This is a genomic window from Ruegeria sp. BHSC223, from assembly GCF_059613025.1.
The window spans coordinates 1-1222 of the sequence record NZ_JBXWRR010000042.1 but is presented as its reverse complement, the minus strand read 5'-3'; the positions used below and the strand labels follow the sequence as shown (position 1 = coordinate 1222).

Annotated in this window: 1 protein-coding gene; it reads left to right on the top strand. The window is 64.1% G+C overall.

Annotation, left to right across the window (positions count from 1 at the left end; genetic code table 11):
• Positions 1-1222: serine hydroxymethyltransferase (gene glyA, locus AC2FNY_RS21035; RefSeq protein WP_496803652.1), on the top strand; the 1222-nt coding region annotated here is incomplete at both ends.

The window sequence follows — 1222 nt, the reverse complement described above, 5'->3', positions numbered from 1 at the left end:
CCGGATTTTTCACAGAGGCGCTTTCGGAGCGTGATCCCGAGCTGTTCGGGGCGATCACCTCCGAGCTGGGGCGCCAGCGCGACGAGATCGAGCTGATCGCGTCGGAAAACATCGTCTCGGCCGCCGTGATGCAGGCGCAGGGCTCGGTGATGACCAACAAATACGCCGAAGGGTACCCCGGCCGGCGCTATTACGGCGGCTGCCAATATGTCGACATCGCCGAAAACCTGGCGATCGAGCGGGCCAAGCAGCTGTTTGGCTGCGGCTTTGCCAATGTGCAGCCCAATTCGGGCAGCCAGGCCAATCAGGGCGTGTTCCAGGCGCTGATCAAGCCGGGCGACACCATCCTGGGCATGAGCCTGGACGCGGGCGGCCACCTGACCCATGGCGCCGCGCCCAACCAGTCGGGCAAATGGTTCAACGCGGTGCAATACGGCGTGCGCCAACAGGACAACCTGCTGGATTACGACCAGGTCGAGGCGCTGGCCAAGGAACACCGGCCCAAGCTGATCATCGCCGGCGGCTCGGCCATTCCGCGCCAGATCGATTTTGCCCGGATGCGGGAGATTGCGGATATGGTCGGGGCCTACCTCCATGTCGATATGGCGCATTTCGCCGGTCTGGTTGCGGCGGGCGAGCATCCCAGCCCCTTCCCGCACGCGCATGTGGCCACCACGACCACGCACAAGACCCTGCGCGGGCCCCGTGGCGGTATGATCCTGACCAATGATGAAGATATTGCTAAGAAAGTGAATTCGGCGATCTTCCCCGGCATCCAGGGTGGCCCGCTGATGCATGTGATCGCGGCCAAGGCGGTGGCCTTTGGCGAGGCGCTGCGGCCTGAATTCAAGTCGTATATTCAACAGGTTATCACCAATGCCCAGGCCCTGAGCGAACAGCTGATCAAGGGCGGTCTGGACACGGTGACCCATGGCACCGACACCCATGTGGTGCTGGTCGACCTGCGGCCCAAGGGGGTCAAGGGCAACGCCACCGAAAAGGCTCTGGGCCGCGCGCATATCACCTGCAACAAGAACGGCGTGCCGTTTGATCCGGAAAAGCCGACGGTGACCAGCGGCATCCGCCTGGGCAGCCCGGCGGGCACCACGCGCGGCTTCGGCGAGGCCGAATTCCGCCAGATCGCCGATTGGATCATCGAGGTGGTCGATGGCCTGGCCGCCAACGGCGAAGACGCCAACGGCGCCGTCGAGGACAAGGTCAA